At 65.5% G+C, this 13,254-nt stretch carries 15 protein-coding genes; 10 read left to right on the plus strand and 5 right to left on the minus strand.

The window, feature by feature from the left end; translation table 11 throughout:
* The first annotated feature begins 43 nt into the window (after positions 1–43).
* The 4 genes from C449_RS10805 to C449_RS10820 are packed head-to-tail and all read left to right on the plus strand — an operon-like array spanning position 44 to position 5,227.
* Complete coding sequence (locus C449_RS10805; RefSeq protein ID WP_006078054.1) at positions 44–1,219, plus strand: BMP family lipoprotein; 1,176 nt, start codon at positions 44–46, stop codon at positions 1,217–1,219.
* Positions 1,220–1,263: 44 nt separating this feature from the next.
* Positions 1,264–2,865: an ABC transporter ATP-binding protein gene (locus tag C449_RS10810; RefSeq protein ID WP_006078055.1), complete on the plus strand. Its 1,602-nt coding sequence runs from the start codon at positions 1,264–1,266 to the stop codon at positions 2,863–2,865.
* Positions 2,862–4,142 (plus strand): ABC transporter permease, encoded by a 1,281-nt coding sequence (locus tag C449_RS10815; RefSeq protein ID WP_006078056.1) that lies wholly within the window; start codon positions 2,862–2,864, stop codon positions 4,140–4,142. The genes C449_RS10810 and C449_RS10815 overlap by 4 nt, the downstream gene beginning before the upstream one ends.
* Positions 4,139–5,227, plus strand: coding sequence for an ABC transporter permease (locus C449_RS10820; protein WP_006078057.1), 1,089 nt, complete (start codon positions 4,139–4,141; stop codon positions 5,225–5,227). The genes C449_RS10815 and C449_RS10820 overlap by 4 nt, the downstream gene beginning before the upstream one ends.
* A gap of 3 nt (positions 5,228–5,230) precedes the next feature.
* Here C449_RS10820 and C449_RS10825 read toward each other — a convergent pair whose 3' ends face one another.
* Positions 5,231–6,436, minus strand: coding sequence for an MFS transporter (locus C449_RS10825; RefSeq protein ID WP_006078058.1), 1,206 nt, complete (start codon positions 6,434–6,436; stop codon positions 5,231–5,233).
* Positions 6,433–6,759, minus strand: a complete 327-nt coding sequence (locus tag C449_RS10830; protein ID WP_006078059.1) for a LysE family transporter — start codon at positions 6,757–6,759, stop codon at positions 6,433–6,435. The genes C449_RS10825 and C449_RS10830 overlap by 4 nt, the downstream gene beginning before the upstream one ends.
* Before the next feature lie 167 nt (positions 6,760–6,926).
* Between C449_RS10830 and cdd the strand changes: the two genes are divergently transcribed.
* From cdd to fer, 3 genes are all read left to right on the plus strand, one after another.
* Positions 6,927–7,322 carry a cytidine deaminase gene (gene cdd, locus C449_RS10835; protein ID WP_006078060.1) on the plus strand — a complete coding sequence of 132 codons (396 nt, stop codon included), beginning with the start codon at positions 6,927–6,929 and terminating at the stop codon, positions 7,320–7,322.
* Entirely contained in the window at positions 7,319–8,146 is an 828-nt protein-coding gene (locus C449_RS10840) for a nucleoside phosphorylase (RefSeq protein WP_006078061.1), read from the plus strand. Before cdd ends, C449_RS10840 begins: the two co-directional genes overlap by 4 nt.
* 104 nt (positions 8,147–8,250) lie before the next feature.
* Positions 8,251–8,895 carry a ferredoxin Fer gene (gene fer, locus C449_RS18845; protein WP_006078062.1) on the plus strand — a complete coding sequence of 215 codons (645 nt, stop codon included), beginning with the start codon at positions 8,251–8,253 and terminating at the stop codon, positions 8,893–8,895.
* Positions 8,896–9,035: 140 nt separating this feature from the next.
* Here the strand turns inward: fer and C449_RS10850 are convergent, their stop codons facing one another.
* The gene (locus C449_RS10850; protein ID WP_049914086.1) at positions 9,036–9,914 is read right to left on the minus strand and encodes a DUF7282 domain-containing protein; all 879 of its coding nucleotides are present in this window, start codon (positions 9,912–9,914) and stop codon (positions 9,036–9,038) included.
* Positions 9,915–10,060: 146 nt separating this feature from the next.
* On the opposite strand from C449_RS10850, the gene ubaA reads away from it, so the two are divergent.
* Positions 10,061–10,876, plus strand: a complete 816-nt coding sequence (gene ubaA / locus C449_RS10855; RefSeq protein WP_006078064.1) for an SAMP-activating enzyme E1 — start codon at positions 10,061–10,063, stop codon at positions 10,874–10,876.
* A 20-nt stretch (positions 10,877–10,896) separates the two neighbouring features.
* On the opposite strand, the gene C449_RS10860 is transcribed toward ubaA, so the two are convergent.
* Positions 10,897–11,826: a cobalamin-binding protein gene (locus tag C449_RS10860; protein WP_006078065.1), complete on the minus strand. Its 930-nt coding sequence runs from the start codon at positions 11,824–11,826 to the stop codon at positions 10,897–10,899.
* A 73-nt stretch (positions 11,827–11,899) separates the two neighbouring features.
* On the opposite strand from C449_RS10860, the gene C449_RS10865 reads away from it, so the two are divergent.
* Both C449_RS10865 and C449_RS10870 read left to right on the plus strand, forming a co-directional pair.
* Positions 11,900–12,490, plus strand: a complete 591-nt coding sequence (locus C449_RS10865) for a DUF6663 family protein (protein WP_006078066.1) — start codon at positions 11,900–11,902, stop codon at positions 12,488–12,490.
* Positions 12,491–12,541: 51 nt separating this feature from the next.
* Positions 12,542–12,835: a hypothetical protein gene (locus C449_RS10870; protein WP_006078067.1), complete on the plus strand. Its 294-nt coding sequence runs from the start codon at positions 12,542–12,544 to the stop codon at positions 12,833–12,835.
* A gap of 34 nt (positions 12,836–12,869) precedes the next feature.
* Here the strand turns inward: C449_RS10870 and C449_RS10875 are convergent, their stop codons facing one another.
* Entirely contained in the window at positions 12,870–13,058 is a 189-nt protein-coding gene (locus C449_RS10875) for a hypothetical protein (protein ID WP_006078068.1), read from the minus strand.
* Positions 13,059–13,254: the final 196 nt, after the last annotated feature.

A 13,254-nucleotide genomic window follows, 5' to 3' on the forward strand; every position in this document is an offset into this window, starting at 1 on the left:
GAATGAACGATACACTTATTCCACTACGACAGTGGTTCATGGCATGCGCACGAGTCCGGACAGACGACGATTCCTGCAGATCGCTGGAGCAGCCGGTATCGCCGGTCTTGCGGGCTGTACGAGCGGCGGTGGTGGAAGCGGTTCGGGCAACGACTCCGGCGGGTCGAACGGATCCGCGGGATCGAACGGTTCCGGTGGCAACGGCTCGAACGCGACCGGGAACGCGAGCGGCGGGTCGGGGAGTGGCTCCGACATGAACGTCGGGATGGTGTACGCGAAGGGCGGTCTCGGCGACAAGTCGTTCAACGACTCGGCCAACCGCGGTGTCAAGCGGGCCGCCGATGAACTCGGCGTGAGTTTCAACAACGCCCAGCCCGAGCAGAACTCGGACTTTCCGACGTTCCAGCGCCGATTCGCCCAGCAGACCAATCCGGCCTACGACCTGATCTGTTGTATCGGGTTCGCGCAGGTGAGTGGGCTCCAGGACGTCGCCCCCAATTTCTCCGACCAGAACTTCATGCTCGTCGACGGTGTGGTCGAGGAGCCGAACGTCGCGAGCTACACGTTCAAAGAACACGTGGGATCGTTCCAGATCGGCCACCTCGCGGGCCTGCTCACGACCCGCGAGATGAGCGCGGGTGCGGGCGAAACCAACCCCGAAAACGCGACGCTCGGATTCGTCGGCGGCGAGGAGGTCCCGTTGATCAAGAAGTTCCAGGCCGGGTTCGAGGCGGGTGCGAAACACGCGAACGAGGAGGCGAACGTGCGGGTCGCGTACACCGGTTCGTTCTCCGATCCCGGTGCAGGCAAGGAGGCTGCGGTCTCGATGTACGACAACGGCGCGGACATCGTCTACCACGCCGCCGGCGGAAGCGGTATCGGCGTGTTTCAGGCCGCCCAGGGACAGGGTCGGTACGCCATCGGTGTCGACTCCGACCAGTCGGTAAGCTCGCCGAAGTTCTCCGACGTGATCCTCGCGAGCATGGTCAAAAAGGTCAACAACGCCGTGTTCCGGTCGATCGAGAACGTCGCTAACGACAGCTTCAACGGCGGTAGTGTGACGACTCTCGGTCTCGAAGGGAACGGCGTCGAGGCGGTCTACGGCCAGGAACTCGGCCCAGAGATCCCCGAGGAGGTCAAACAGTCCCTGGAAGAGTCCCAGGAGAAGATCATCGCGGGCGACATCTCGGTGCCACAAGAGCCCGGCCAGGTCGAGTGAGTGGCCGACGAACGATTCATGCCACGGACGACGTGGGAGGTCCGATGACGAACGCAGTCGAACTCCGAGAGATCACCAAGCGCTTCCCGGGAGTGATCGCTAACGACGACGTCTCGCTCGCGGTCGAATCCGGTACTGTCCACGCGCTGCTCGGCGAGAACGGCGCAGGCAAGTCGACGTTGATGAACGTGCTCTACGGGCTCTACGAGCCCGATGCGGGCACCATCGAGCTCGACGGACAGTCCAGAACGTTCGACTCTCCACGGGACGCCATCGACGCCGGGATCGGGATGATCCATCAGCACTTCATGCTCGTCCCGCCGATGTCGGTGGCCGAAAACGTCGTACTTGGCCACGAACCCACGAAATGGGGCGGTCTCGCGACCGATCGCGGGCAGGCACGCGACGCGGTCCGGGAGCTCGCCGAACGCTACGGGTTCGCGGCCGACCCCGATGCGATGGTCGAGGACATCAGTGTCGGCGAACAACAGCGCGTCGAGATCCTGAAGGCGCTGTACCGGGGTGCTGACGTACTGATCCTCGACGAGCCCACGGGAGTGCTCACTCCCCAGGAGGTCGAGGAGCTGTTTGCCGTGTTCGAGGAGCTGACGGCGGAGGGGAAGACACTGATCTTCATCACCCACAAGCTCGGCGAGGCGATGGAGGCCGCCGACGATATCACGGTGCTCAGAGACGGCGTGAACGTCGGGACCGTGGATGCGGACGCCACCACCCGCGAGGAGCTCGCGGAGATGATGGTCGGCCGTGAAGTCGTGCTCGACGTCGACGCCGGCCCCGCCGATCCCGGCGATAGCGTCCTCTCGGTCGACGGTCTCTCGGTTCATGGCGAGCACGGCGGCAAGCACGTCACGGATACGGGATTCACGGTACGGGAGGGCGAAATCTTCGGCATCGCGGGCGTCGACGGCAACGGCCAGTCCGAACTCATCGAGGCGATCACCGGGCTCCGGGTACCCGACGCCGGCACCGTCAATCTCGGCGACGAGGAAATCACCCGAGTCTCGCGAAGCGGCCACATCGACCGCGGGATGGCCTACGTCCCGGAGGACCGCCAGGAACGCGGTCTCGTGATGGAGTTCGACCTCACCGAGAACGGCGTGCTGGGGAGCCAGCACACGCCACCGATCGGCGGTGGCCGGATCGACTGGAACGGCGCGCGCGGCCACGCCACGGACATCATCGAGGAGTACGACGTCCGACCGCCGGAACCGGCGGCGGAGGCCCACTCGCTCTCGGGTGGTAACCAGCAGAAGTTCCTGGTCGGCCGCGAGTTCGAGCGCGATCCCGACGTCGTGGTGGCGACCCACCCCACGCGCGGAGTGGACGTCGGCTCGACCGAGTTCATCCACGACCGTTTGCTCGAACTCCGTGACGCTGGTGTCGCAGTCCTGCTGGTATCGGCGAACCTCACGGAGGTTCGGGGACTGTCGGATCGGCTTGCGGTGATGCACGACGGTCGGTTCGTCGATGTCGTCGATCCCGATACGGTCACCGAGGAGGACCTCGGCCTCCTGATGGCGGGCGAACAGCCTACGGAGCGCGAGTCAGCCGACGTGACCGCAGACGGCGGTCAACAGGACGACGAAACCGGTTCGGAGCACCGCTCGACCGGAGGTGAGCGATGAGCCGCCGGGAGGACATCGAAGCCGGACTCGCGCGGCTGGTGGCGGCGTCGTGGGTCGAACGGCTGCTGTTGAGCCTCGCGGCGCTCGCGGCCTCGATCGTCGTTGGGGGCGTCATCGTGGTGATATCGGGGATGGCGGCGACGTGCGAGGAGCCGGCCTTCGCCTTCTTCGGGCCGACGTCGTGTTACGATCCAGTCGGCGTGTACGTCCAGCTGTTCCAGGGCGCGATCGGGAACGTCCTCGCCGATCCCTTCAACTTCCAGATCGCACTCACACTGAAGGAGACCTCGCTGCTCGTCTTCACCGGCCTCTCGGTCGCGGTCGCGTTCCGCGCCGGGCTGTTCAACATCGGCTCACAGGGCCAGCTCGTGGCCGGGGCGCTCGCGACCGCACTCACCGTGCTGTCCGTCGCTCCGTTCGTGCCCGCCGGACTCGGCGCGATCGTGCTGGTGCCGCTCGGCGTGATCGCGGGTGCAGTCGTCGGGGGACTCTACGGGGCGATTCCGGGGGCACTCAAGGCGTACGCCGACGCGAACGAGGTCATCACGACGATCATGCTCAACTTCGTCGCGGCCCAGATCGCCTTCTTCCTCGTCTCGTCGTACTTCAGTGCGCCGGAGAGCCAGTCGGTCGAGACGCGCACGGTTCCGGGAGCGGCGGTGCTCGAATCCACGCTGTTCGGGTCGGGTAGCAACTTCTCGGTGTTCGTGTTCGTCTTCGGGCTCGCGCTGGTCGCAGGGTTGTACTACCTGATTGAGCGAACCGCGTTCGGGTACGATCTCCGAACGAGCGGGCTCCAGCCCGAAGCCGCCGAGTACGGTGGCGTCGACGCCGATCGCACGATCGTGACGAGTATGGCGCTCTCGGGAGCGTTCGCGGGCATCGGCGGCGCGGTCTGGGTGCTGATGGTCACGGGACGATTCACGGCCTCGGTCCCCGCGCTCGGGTTCGACGGTATCACGGTATCGATCCTCGCGGGCAACAACCCTCTCGGCGTGGTGCCCGCGGCGTTGCTGTTCGGCGTGCTCAAAAGCGGGTCACTCGCGCTCCAGCTCTCGGCCGAGTCGCCCCCGAAACAGCTCGTGGGCGTGCTCCGTGGACTGATCATCCTGTTCGTGGCGATGCCGGAGTTCTTCCGGTTCATCGGTCAGCGCTTCGTCACCACCGGCCGCGATCCCGTCGCGACCGACGGCGGTAAGCGCGTCGAAGGTGCGCGAGCCTCGACGGGCGAGCGAAGCGATTCTAACGGCGACGAGCTGAAGGAGGGTGAACCATGAGTACCGCTCGACTCCAGAACACCGTCGCGGAGTACGGGCTCCGGCGGCTACTCGCCTACGGTGCTGGTGTGCTCCTCGCGATCGCAGTGGCCTACGGTGCAATCTTCCCGAATACGGCCGCCGGCGATCTCCTTCGTGTCGCGCTGAGCGAGAGCACGCTGGGGGCCGCCCTCCGGCTCGCAGTGCCGATCGTGTGTGCCGCTCTCGGCGGAATCTTCGCAGAGAAATCCGGTGTGATCAACATCGGGCTCGAAGGACTCCTGATCATCTCGGCGTTCACGGGCGTCTACGTCGCCGATGCAGTCGGCTCGCTGGCGTTCCTGCCCGGGATCTGGGTCGGCTTTTTCGCCGGCGTACTCGCGAGCACGCTGCTGTCGCTGCTGTTCGCGGTAGTCTGTCTGGAGTACCGCGCCGACCAGATCATCGCCGGACTCGCGGTGTGGCTGATCGCGCTCGGGCTGGCTCCGTTCGTCTCACAGGTCGCCTACGGTAGCGTCAACACCGACAGCGTCGGCACGCTCGGGACGTGGACGATCCCCGTGCTCTCGGAACTCCCGTTCGTGGGATCCGTGCTGTTCGATGCGAGCCCGGTGGTGTACATCATGCTGTTCGCGGTGGCCGGCTCGTGGTACGTCCTGAACCGCACGTCGTTCGGTCGGCACGTCCGCGCGAGCGGCGAGAACCCGAAGGCGCTCGATACCGCCGGTGTGAACGTCACCCGGACAAGGTACGTGGCCGTCGCTCTCTCGGGCGTACTCTCGGGGATCGGTGGGGCTGGCCTCTCGCTCGGCCAGGTCGGACTGTTCATCGGGAACGGTCAGACGATGGTCAACGGCCGCGGGTTCATCGCGATCGTCGCCTACCTCTTCGGCAACTACAACCCGCTGGGGGCGTTCGGGGCCGGTGTGCTCTTTGCTGGGCTCGACGCGCTCCAGCTCCGTCTCCAGCAGATTCCGGCCTACGCGGTGCCGAGTTCGCTCGTCCAGACGATCCCCTACATCACGGTGATCATCGTGCTCGCACTCGTCGGCCGAACCCGGATCCCGTCCGCAGCCGGCGAACACTACGAATCCGGTGAGGATTGAGGGTTACAGCCCGAACCCGCCGATCCGGTTCGCGCCGATCGCGGCCGCTGGCACGATCAGCGAAAAAACCAGTACTCCGATTCCGACACGCCAGCCGGCGAGCGTCGCCGCCCCACCGACGACGGCTCCGTTGAGCGCCGCAAACCCGATGTACACCGTCCGAACCAGCCCGAACCCGACACCACGCTCGTCCTCACCGAGGGCGTCCATGAACCGGGATTGCACGGGCGGCCCCCAGCCCATTCCGAGGCCGATCAGCCCAACGGCCACGGCGACCGCCGGAAGGGCGTTGCCGAGCAGGAGGCCGAGGTAGCCGACGACGCCGAGGAGGAGCGCCACGGCGGTGACGGGATCGCGCCCGAAGCGATCGGAGAGCCAGCCGGCGACCGGCTGCGTCGCCGTGAGGATCACGAAATACAGGGTGAAGAGTGTCCCGGCGAGTCCGATCGAAAGTCGATGGTACTCACGGAGGATCAGCGGCAGAAACGAAAACGCCGCCGTGTCGGCGAACTGAGCGAAGCCCGCGACGACCGTCGTGAACGCGATGCGGGGCCGTGAGAGGAGGGCGACGAGCGTGGACGGCTGGATCTGTTCGCGGAGCGACGTGTCGGGGCACGCAGGCGGGCGAGATCGAACGACGAACGCGAACCCGGCGAGAACGGGGACCGTGATGGCCGCGCCGAGGAGGAGTACGACACGCCAACTGTACCGAGCGCCGACGACCGCGACGATCGGTGCGGTGAACCCGACGGCCTGCGCGCCGAGCCGGTGGATCCCGATCGCCCGACCGGTGTCGTCGAACGCATCGGTCAGCAGCGACGTCGCCGGGCTGTAGTACGCCCCGCTCACCGCACCGACGAGTCCCATACCGAGAACGACGAACAGCCCGGAGGACGACGTAGCGAGAAGGACGCTGGCGAGCCCCGTCAGCCCCACCGAAGCGAGGACGACGGTTCGTTCCCCGAAGCGGTCGCCGAGCGCCCCGCTTGGAAGCTGTGCGAGCGCGTAGGTGATCGTGCTGACCGTGACCGCGAGCCCGATGGTGAACGATGAGATACCGAGAGCAGTCTTGATGTCCGGAAACACCACACTGAGTGCGAACTCGACGAAGCGAACGCCGAAGTACGCGAGCACACACAGCACGAGCACGCTCGTTCGGTGACGCCACTCCCACGGCACCCACTCGGGGATCGCTCCGATGTCGCTCACGACAGGAAGTCCCGCTCAACCGCGAGGACGAGACCGAAGCCAACGAGAGCGTTTCCCGTGCCATAGCGCAGCCAGTCGTCGATGCCTGCGCACGAACGCAGCGCCGTCCGGATCGTCCCCGAGAGCACGGCGACGCTGGCGAGATACAGTAGTGTCAGTCCAGCGTACAGGCAGCCGAGGACGAAGAGTTGCAGCGACGCGTTCGACGCGGTTGCGAAGACGAGCGGCGGGAAAAAGGCGAGACAGAAGAGTGTGACCTTCGGGTCGAGGACATTCACCAGCAGGCCGTGATCGAACACCAACACCGTCTCGATCGAGATCATCGGTCGTCACCCCCATCGAATCGGCTGGTTGTAATGGTACTCATCACTCGCGATCTGTCGAGGTACTCGACCCAGCCTCGTGAGCCATCTGTGTGGCGCATCATCGTGTGGGGTCTTCGCCCCGTCGTTCCCGGTGGCTATTTCACGCTGCACGGGTGACGACGAACATGGACGACGCAGACCTCGTCGCGGCCGCCCGCGAGGCCACGGCGAACGCCCACGTCCCGTACTCGGAGTATCGCGTCGGCGCGGCGCTCGAAACCGCCGACGGAACGGTGTTCACAGGCTGCAACATCGAGAACGCGAACTACTCGAACAGCCTCCACGCCGAGGAAGTGGCGATCGCCGAGGCCATCAAAAACGGTCACGACGCGTTCGCACAGGTTGCGGTGACGTCGAGCGAGCGCGACGGCGTGCTCCCCTGCGGGATGTGCCGTCAGACCTTCACCGAGTTCTGCGACGACGACTTTCGCGTGCTCTGTGACGAGGAGAGCGAACTCGCCGAGTATCGCCTCGGCGACCTCCTTCCGGACGCGATCACCGCCGAGACTCTGGGACGATGACCGGCGACAGCGAGGACCCAAACGACGAGGTCCAGTACCACCTCGGCGTCGGCGAGGGCGATGTCGCAGACACCGTACTCCTGCCTGGCGACCCCGAGCGCATCCCGAAGATCACCGGCGTGTGGGACGACGCGGAGACCGTGGCCGAACACCGCGAGTATCGCACTGCGACCGGCGAGCACCGGGGAACGCCGATCAGCACTACCTCGACGGGAATCGGCAGCCCCTCGGCGGCGATCGCGGTCGAGGAGCTCGCCCGCGTCGGCGTTGACACCTTTCTCCGAGTGGGCTCCTGTGGCGCGATCCAGCCCGGAATGGATGTGGGCGATCTCGTCATCACCTCGGGAGCCGTTCGCCAGGAGGGAACCAGCGAGGAGTACGTTCGCGAGGACTACCCCGCGGCGGCGGACGACCGCGTAGTGGCGGCGCTGGTCGCGGCGGCCGAGCGCCTCGATTACGACTACCACGTCGGCGTGACCGCGAGCACCGACAGCTTTTATGCGGGGCAGGGCCGGCCGGGCTTCGAGGGATTCGAGGCCGCCGGCAGCGACGAACTCGTCGAGAATCTTCGGGAGGCCAACGTCCTCAATATCGAGATGGAGGCGAGCACGATCTGCACCCTCGCGAACCTCTACGGCCTCCGCGCCGGCGCGGTCTGTACGGTCTACGCCAACCGCGTCACCGGCGAGTTCCGGACCGAGGGTGAGACCCGTGCCGCCGAAACCGCGAGTCTCGCCACCGCGCTGCTCGCCAAGATGGACGAGCGGGCGCGCGAGGCCGGAGCCGATCGGTGGTATCCCGGGCTGGGTATCGAGGCGGAGTAACTGTACGACCAACACCGTCGTCGAGAGGGGTCAGAAGACGGATCCGCGATGACGGCGCTTTCCCGATTGAGAACCCTTTTCGATCCCGAGCCCCTCCTTTCGATGTGGCGTCCCCGTTCGATGTCCTCCGAGTCGATCCCGAGGCAAGCGAGGAGGCGATCGAGCAGGCCTATCGCGAGCGCGTAATCGAGGCCCACCCGGACCACGGCGGCTCCCCCGAGGAGTTTCAGCGAGTCCGGACGGCGTACAAGCAGCTCCAGGCGGGCTACGAGCCCGAGGTCGATACCGAGCCAGAACTCGAAGACGAGGAGAGCTACGAGCAGGCTGGCTCGCGGGTCGAGTATCTCAACTACGCGGTGCTCGACGATCACGGCTGGGACCTCGACGACGACGATCTGTTCGGCAAGGCCGCAGCGGGCGATCTCGATCACGAGGACTACGGCGAGTTCCTCGTCGAACCCCACGAATCACTGCTCGAAGCCGCCGAGAATCGAGGATTCATGTGGCCCTTCGCCTGCCGTGGCGGTGCGTGTGCGAACTGTGCGGTCATCGTCAAGGAGGGCGAGCTCTCGATGCCGGTCAACAACATCCTCCCGCCGGAGATGATCGATCAGGACATCCGGCTGTCGTGTAACGGTATCCCGGTCACCGACGAGATGCAGGTGCTCTACAACGTCAAACACCTCCCCGAACTCGAAGAGCTCCGACTGCCGCCGCGGCCGTTCGAGCAGGCGTATCCGGGCGACTGAAACGCGTTCGACCGACGAAACACCGGCACCGTCAGAGCGTCTTTCGGTCGTTCATGAAGTCGTTTACTGAGCGGTTGGCTGTCCGATGGACTCGAACGCTACGTCGGTGTGAAGAAAAAGTTCGGGACGGTTCGTGGACGTTACTCGCGCCGTCGGCCTGCGAGCAACGCGGCCGCGAGCAGTGCGATGACGGCAACCACGGGACCGAACCCGGGCCCGAACGCACCGCTACTGCCCGAATCGCCGGAACCGTTCGTGTCGTTCGCGGCCGCTCCGTCCGCCGCATCGGTCGCTTCGGCGGCGTCGTCAGCGGCCGTCTCCTCGGCAGCTGTCTCTTCGGCTGTCGTTTCCTCGGCACTCGTCTCGTCGGCAGTCGTTTCCTCGGCACTCGTCTCGTCGGCAGTCGTCATCCCATCGGCAGTCGTTTCGTCGGTCGTGGCGTTTGCAGCCTCGTCGTCGGAGGGCGCTGTGGTCGTGTTCGACCCGTCGGCAGCGCTGTCGTTCGTGCCGGCAGCGTTCTCGACGGTGACCTGAGCGATGTCGACGATTCGTCGATCGCCTTCGGGTGTGAGCGCCGTGTCCTCCTGACCATCCGATGAGACGTAGTCGAACTCGCCGTTCTCGTTGGTATCAGCGTGCACGACCGCAGTCAGCGACGCCGAGCTGTCGAGGGATTCGTCGAGTGCGATCCGGATGTTGTCGGACGTGCCAGGTTCGAGCAGGTACGACGCACCGATGACCTGATCCGTTTGATTACCCGACTGGCTGCTGTCGTAGATGGCGACGAAGCCCTGTCGGGGAAGGGTCGCCGACGCGACGAGGAGCGACTCGCCGCTACTTTCTTGATCATCGAACGTGACGCTCGGGCTCCCGTCGGTTGCCGCGTCGCCACCGCCCGTCGTGGTGTTCGTCGGTGATTCCTGTGGCTGGAGACCGTTCGTGGTGAGCGCACCCGCCATACCGGCACTTGCCACCAGCAGCGCCGATAGGAGGGCAACAGTGAGTGTGCTCGTTCGCATACGAGCCACCGTACAGAGTCGGGGCACATAAATGTGGAGATCGATCCGACGGACCGGCAGCCGTAATTAGGTTTCCCGATCAGGGGTTACACTGCCCGCAATCCGCCACACCCGCGGGTTTATTCGGTTCGCCGCCAACATCCCGTATGAACGGTCCCGGCCTCGATCCCACGCAGCTCGACCGGTACTCCCGCCACGTCATCATGGACGAGATCGGTCCGGCGGGTCAAGCGGCGTTGCTCGACGCCCGTGTGCTCGTGGTCGGTGCGGGCGGCCTCGGCTCGCCCGCGATCCAGTACCTCGCCGCCGCGGGCGTCGGCGAACTCGGGATCGCCGACGACGACGTGGTGGAGCGATCGAACCTCCAGCGTCAGGTCGTCCACGGCGACAGCGACGTCGGCCGGAAGAAAGTCGACAGCGCCGCCGACTTCGTCGAGCGGCTGAATCCCGATATCGAGATCACGACTCACGACCTGCGCGTCGGCTCCGAAACGGTCGCGGATCTCGTTGCCGATTACGACTTCGTGGTCGACGGATCGGACAACTTCCGCACCAGGTATCTCGTGAACGACGCCTGCACGCTCGCCGGCGTTCCCTTCAGCCACGGCGCGATCTATCGCTTCGAAGGACAGGTCACGACCTTCACCCAAGGATCGCCATGCTATCGGTGTCTGTTCCCCGAAGCGCCACCCGAGGGCACGGTTCCCGACTGTGCGACCGTCGGCGTGCTCGGCGCGCTCCCCGGGGTGGTGGGATCGATCCAGGCGACCGAGGCCGCGAAACACCTGATCGACGTGGGTGAAACCCTCGACGGTCGGCTGCTGGTCTACGACGCGATGGACATGAACTTCGAGGAGGTGCCGATCGCACCGAACCCCGACTGTCCGGTGTGTGGCGAGGGAGGGATCGAGTCAGTCGGCGAAGTCGAGTACACCGACTCCTGTGCGATCGCGTCGACCTGAGTCGGACGCCGCGTCCGACGTCAGAGTTCGACCGTGGGCTCGCCCCGGAGCGTCCGGAGCGGGCGGGCAGCCTCGGCGGGTGGCGAATCGAACAGGTCGGGATGGACGAGCCCCGCGAGGTGTTCGAGCGAGTCGACGAGCCGGGGCCCTGGCCGGTTCATGAACTGGTGGCCGTCGAGCGCGTACGCTCGGCCCTCGAGCACTGCGGTGAGATCGTCCCAGCCCTCGCGGTCGGTCAGATCCGCGAGGTTTTCGGCGGTCTGGTCGAGGTCGAACCCGCAAGGCGCGACTACGAGCACTTCGGGGTCGTACTCGCGGATCGCGTCCCACTCGCGGGGTCGGGAGGCGTCGCCTGGCTCCGCGAGACCGTACGAACCACCAGCCAGTTCGACCATTTCGGGCACCCAGTGGCCGGCGGTCATCACGGGATCGGTCCAGTCGAGGACTGCCACGCGCGGGCGTTCGTCGGCCTTCTCGACGGTGGCTGCGACGGTATCGACGCGCGCTTCGAGGTCGGCGACGAGTTCGTCGGCCCGTTCCCGAGTCCCGGTCGCGTCGCCGATCCGTCGGATGTCAGCGAAGACGTCACCCAGACTGTGAGGATCGGTCGTCAGCACCTCACAGTCGAGGGCCAACTTCTCGACCGCCTCTCGGACGAGCACCGAATCCACCGCGCAGACGTCACAGATCCCCTGTGAGATAACGAGGTCGGGATCGAGTCGGTCGAGTGTATCGAGATCGATGTCGTACACCCCGTCACCATCCTCGGCTTCGAGGACTTGGCTGTCGATCTCGGCGCTCGACGCTTCGGCGTCGACTCGCGAGCGGTTGACCGCGGGCTTCGTGGCGGCGTCGGGCGGGTAGTCGCACTCGTGAGAGGTCCCGACGGGTTCGAGCCCCAGCGCGTAGACGATCTCGGTCGCCGAGGGCAGCAGCGTGACGATGCGCATGCACTCGTTACGGACGGGAGACTCAAAGCCGTTCAGGTGACAGGGATTTACCCGCGGCGAAGCGATGACGGGTATGCAGCCGACCACGGCCGGGACCTACCGCGTGCTCGACAGCACCCGTGGTCCCGACGAGTTGCTTCTGCTCGACGTCGAGAGCCAGGACCCGACCTACGTCACGACCGTAGGCTACGAGGGCGACCTCGGCGAAGCGGTCGCGGAGCTGGAACCCGGAAATCGGATCGACGCGACGCTGTCGTGGGACGACGGCGCGCCACGGTTCGCCGACCTCGCGATCGATACCCGGACTACGATCGAGTTCGCCGACGGCGCGACCGATATCTTCGAGGTCGCGCGCGAGACGTGGAACGAAGCGCGGCGCGAGGGTGCGGCGATGAACTCTCGAGTGACCCAGGACACCGACGGCGAGGAAAACGGTGTTGTCTACACGTTCGCGGAGCAGGCAGGCCAGCGCGACCTTTACGGTGAGTTCCGGGATGGGGTCACGCCGCTCGAACCCTTGATCGACCGGCTCGGCGAGGGTTCAGAGCCACCGTACGCGGCCTTCGTCATCCGGCCAGCCGAGCACCCGTTCGTACTCGTCGCGCTCGCGCTCGACCGCGACGCCCTGTTCGCGGAGACGATCCGCGATACGTACTTTTCCTGAGCCCGCGGTCACGACGGTCCGTTTATACTCCGGAGCGCACAACCCAACCCCATGCTCGACGAGGCAGATCGCGAGGACTTGGAGAACATTCGGCTGCGGCTGCGCGTTCTCAGTGGGATGCACAAGCTCGATGCCATCGAGAATCAAGAGGACTGGACCGACCGCGAGGCCGGCGAAGCCGAGGGCAAGAGTGTCGCGTACGGGAAAGCGGCCGATCACGTCGCCGCCGTGCTCGATGAGGAGTACGAACAGACGGGCGTCAACGAACTCGTCGCCGAACTCCCCGAGGAGTGGAGCCTGAATCTCCTCCGGTACGCCGCCTACAGCGATCGGTCCGACGAGTAGCGGTTTCGTCCCGTTCTCGCACAGAGAATGTGCCTTAGCGTCGCTTGTTCGGTTCCTGATCCTCGGCAACTTCTCTGATGCGTTCGACATCGGCTGCTATCTGACGGGTGTTCTTCCAAATACTCCAGAGGAAGTAGAACGCGACAAGAGGTAGAATAACTGGGAGGAGTCCATACACTACACCGAGGCCCGGTTGAAGTGGGACGAGAGCTAGTGCGATCATGTGCCATCGAAGTTGATTTCGGCGGCTAAAGCTTTGATGATTTGACCTAACGTATCGTGAATCGGTAGTGCAATGCAGAGCGTTCTGACAGTAGTCTGCCGTACTGTTCGTCCTTCTGAACGGCTGTGACCGCTGGGCGGTGCGGTTTCAGTCCTGGCGTCCTGCGTTCGCAGCGCGAACGCAGGGTTCAGGAGAG

The organism is Halococcus saccharolyticus DSM 5350 (assembly GCF_000336915.1).
GTDB lineage: Archaea > Halobacteriota > Halobacteria > Halobacteriales > Halococcaceae > Halococcus > Halococcus saccharolyticus.